The organism is Dyadobacter sp. (assembly GCF_051859145.1).
Classification (GTDB): domain Bacteria; phylum Bacteroidota; class Bacteroidia; order Cytophagales; family Spirosomataceae; genus Dyadobacter.
The window spans coordinates 306-2,759 of the sequence record NZ_JBHYGF010000473.1 but is presented as its reverse complement, the minus strand read 5'-3'; the positions used below and the strand labels follow the sequence as shown (position 1 = coordinate 2,759).

4 protein-coding genes and 1 pseudogene are annotated in these 2,454 nt (G+C 47.0%); 1 reads left to right on the top strand and 4 read right to left on the bottom strand.

From position 1 onward, the window contains the following. Positions 1 to 111 precede the first annotated feature (111 nt). Positions 112 to 342 (bottom strand): hypothetical protein, encoded by a 231-nt coding sequence (locus ACTIE6_RS22230; protein WP_439558719.1) that lies wholly within the window; start codon positions 340 to 342, stop codon positions 112 to 114. A gap of 24 nt (positions 343 to 366) precedes the next feature. Then, positions 367 to 924, bottom strand: a complete 558-nt coding sequence (locus ACTIE6_RS22225; protein WP_439558718.1) for a DUF4142 domain-containing protein — start codon at positions 922 to 924, stop codon at positions 367 to 369. Positions 925 to 1,074: 150 nt separating this feature from the next. On the opposite strand from ACTIE6_RS22225, the gene ACTIE6_RS22220 reads away from it, so the two are divergent. Continuing rightward, a complete protein-coding gene (locus ACTIE6_RS22220; protein WP_439558717.1) occupies positions 1,075 to 1,551 on the top strand; it encodes a hypothetical protein in 477 nt (158 codons plus the stop codon). A gap of 10 nt (positions 1,552 to 1,561) precedes the next feature. Here the strand turns inward: ACTIE6_RS22220 and ACTIE6_RS22215 are convergent, their stop codons facing one another. Both ACTIE6_RS22215 and ACTIE6_RS22210 read right to left on the bottom strand, forming a co-directional pair. Next, the gene (locus ACTIE6_RS22215) at positions 1,562 to 2,233 is read right to left on the bottom strand and encodes a DUF6766 family protein (RefSeq protein WP_439558716.1); all 672 of its coding nucleotides are present in this window, start codon (positions 2,231 to 2,233) and stop codon (positions 1,562 to 1,564) included. A 34-nt stretch (positions 2,234 to 2,267) separates the two neighbouring features. Continuing rightward, positions 2,268 to 2,454 (bottom strand): annotated as a pseudogene (locus tag ACTIE6_RS22210) (hypothetical protein); the annotation flags it as partial.

Below are 2,454 nucleotides of genomic sequence, written 5' to 3'. Positions count from 1 at the left end.
AGCTCATTTTCTATATGTCTGTCCGCCATAAAATCATCAAAAACTGTGTTAATTAATCGTATTACCGAAGTAAGCAGCCGGGTTCATATCCGGCTGCTCAATAGCATTGTATTACTTGTCGTCGAACTCGTCATTGGGATTTCTGTCTCCGCTGTTCGCACCGCGTCCACCTTTGACAGTAATGCGTTCTTCCAGTTCTTCTTCTGCGCCGGGCTTGCTGTAATCAATCCCGTAATCATCCACCTGGTCTTCATTGAAGTTGTCGGTGGCATTCCGCCCGCCTGAGGTCGGGTCATTTTTCAGTACCCTTTCCTTATCGGATTGTGCTTTGTCGTTTTCCATGATTATTGTCTTTTAAAATGCACCTTACATTTCATCATGCATCATTTCGGCCATTTCAAGATGGTGTCTTAAAGTAGGCAGCTTTTGAGAAGCCCATGATTTAAGCTCGGCATCCTGGCCTGTGTTTGACTGTTTTTCAAACAGCGAAACGGTTTCCTTGTGGGACGTTACCATCATACGCACATACATCATGTTAAATGCAGCACCGGAGGCAGTGTTCAAACTATCCAGCATCTTTTGCTTGGCCGCGCTCAGTGACGCAGGAATTTCTACTCTCTTTGGCTCTGCATTGCTTTTCAGCTCGTTATTGGCTTTGGTGTGGTCAGTTATCATCATTTGCCCGAAAGATTTGATGCTCATGGTGTCTGAACCCATTACCATGCCTGTTCCCGAAGTATCACCTTTTGCAACAGCCAGCTCTCCCGCTTTCACTTCAAACATTCCGCCATCTGCTGCATTTGTTACAAACATTCTGTCCGCCTCGGGTACTGTAGTCCCCACATTATCATCGTCATCATCATTACAGGATACGGCCACGAACATGCCGGCAGTAAGCATAAGGAGCAATTTTAACTTTTTCATAAAAAGCATTTTTGGTTTGTTGTTGATAAATTTTCGCCGGTCGCTTAGAAAAATGCATGCCAGCCGGTTGTCGCTGCTTTTCTCAATAGTTGGGGAGGTGCATTGTTGGCACGATTTTTATTAGGGCGGCAGAAAATTCATTCATTACCCATGTCCGATCCTTCAAGAAATATCGTCAAGTGTACCGCCCGCGTCTGGAGGCTGATTAAAAAGCAGGAAGAGCTTTTCAGGTCTGTAATGGGGATGGAAATCTCTTCTGCACTGAGAAAGACGTGCAGCAACGGATTTATGATTTCACTTTTGTACAAAAAGGAAATGGGAGCGCTTTACGAATCGGTGAAGTGCAACCTCAACGACGGTGACCTGGCGAGTATCACAAGAAGTAAAAACGACGAAGAAATGGACGCTGATAACCTCGCTGACCTACTTTCCGATCTGATTAGAGGAGAGCAGCAGCTGATCAGTGCATACGAGCTGTTGCTCACACATATAGACGAAGATAGTGAGGCCGCCCTGGCCTGTCATGCGCACATTGGCCAGCTGGCTTCCTTGAGACACACCCTGGCTGCCGAGCTGACCGAGTTTTCAGACGATACGGAGCAGGATGCTTTCACGTCAGTCGCTTAGCGGCTCAATGTTATTTTCCTGTTTCTGAATTGGGTGCATCTACCGGCTTGGATTCGGGAGAACCTTTCTGGCGAAGGAAAATTGTAAATACGACAATGCTCGCAATCGAAAGGAATTCACTCTGCCAGTTCTGAAACGCCTCAAACCAGAAATTGGCCTGCGTCAGATAATTTCCCATACTATCCGCAGGCAAGCCATTTAAAGCCTGCTGCTCATTATGGTCCACCCAGCTCCCGTAAAGGTGCAGGTACCAGCTGATCAGGAACAAAATCAGGAACATGGCGAATAGTGAATTTTCATACAGTTTCAATATCCAGCCACCTTTATTGACTGCCCAGGGCGCATCCTTTCCCGGTTGTGGCTCGCGGTCCACTTCTTCTTTTTCATCCAGCGACTTGGATTCGGCAGAGCCTTTCTGGCGGAGTTCGACGGTGAGTACTACATACAGCGCCATTTGCAGGAATTCACTTTCAAAATTTTCAAACGTGGCCGAGATAAAGTGCCCGCTTTGCAGGTAAGCTGTAAACCCGATCGGGGCGGCATTGTCCTGTTCAAGCTCGGAGTTGTGTTCGTGCCAGCCGGTAATTGCCTGTCCGGCGAGCGTCACCAGGAACAAGGTGATAAATACAATACTTAAACTGTTCCGGTAGAAGAAGGAATGTTTTGGTTCTGCTGCTGTCATGATGGGATATGGGAAAACGTGGGAATATTCAGACTCATTTTGGTAAAATCGTTAATTGTACAACCGCAGCCTGCGAACCATCGGCATTGGAACGCTGCCAGCCGAGTGAAAGCGGGAAACGTTCTGCCAGGAAAATCTCGATACCTGCGGTAAGGCGGCCTTTATTATGTGACCCCGAAATCCAGTCTGCGAGAAAATGGATTTTTTTATACCAAAAACCG

Bases quoted from the DNA above. Each gene is read 5' to 3' on its own strand.
- ACTIE6_RS22215 (WP_439558716.1), bottom strand. From the start codon at position 2,233: ATGACAGCAGCAGAACCAAAACATTCCTTCTTCTACCGGAACAGTTTA.
- ACTIE6_RS22220 (WP_439558717.1), top strand. From the start codon at position 1,075: ATGTCCGATCCTTCAAGAAATATCGTCAAGTGTACCGCCCGCGTCTGG.
- ACTIE6_RS22230 (WP_439558719.1), bottom strand. From the start codon at position 342: ATGGAAAACGACAAAGCACAATCCGATAAGGAAAGGGTACTGAAAAAT.
- ACTIE6_RS22225 (WP_439558718.1), bottom strand. From the start codon at position 924: ATGAAAAAGTTAAAATTGCTCCTTATGCTTACTGCCGGCATGTTCGTG.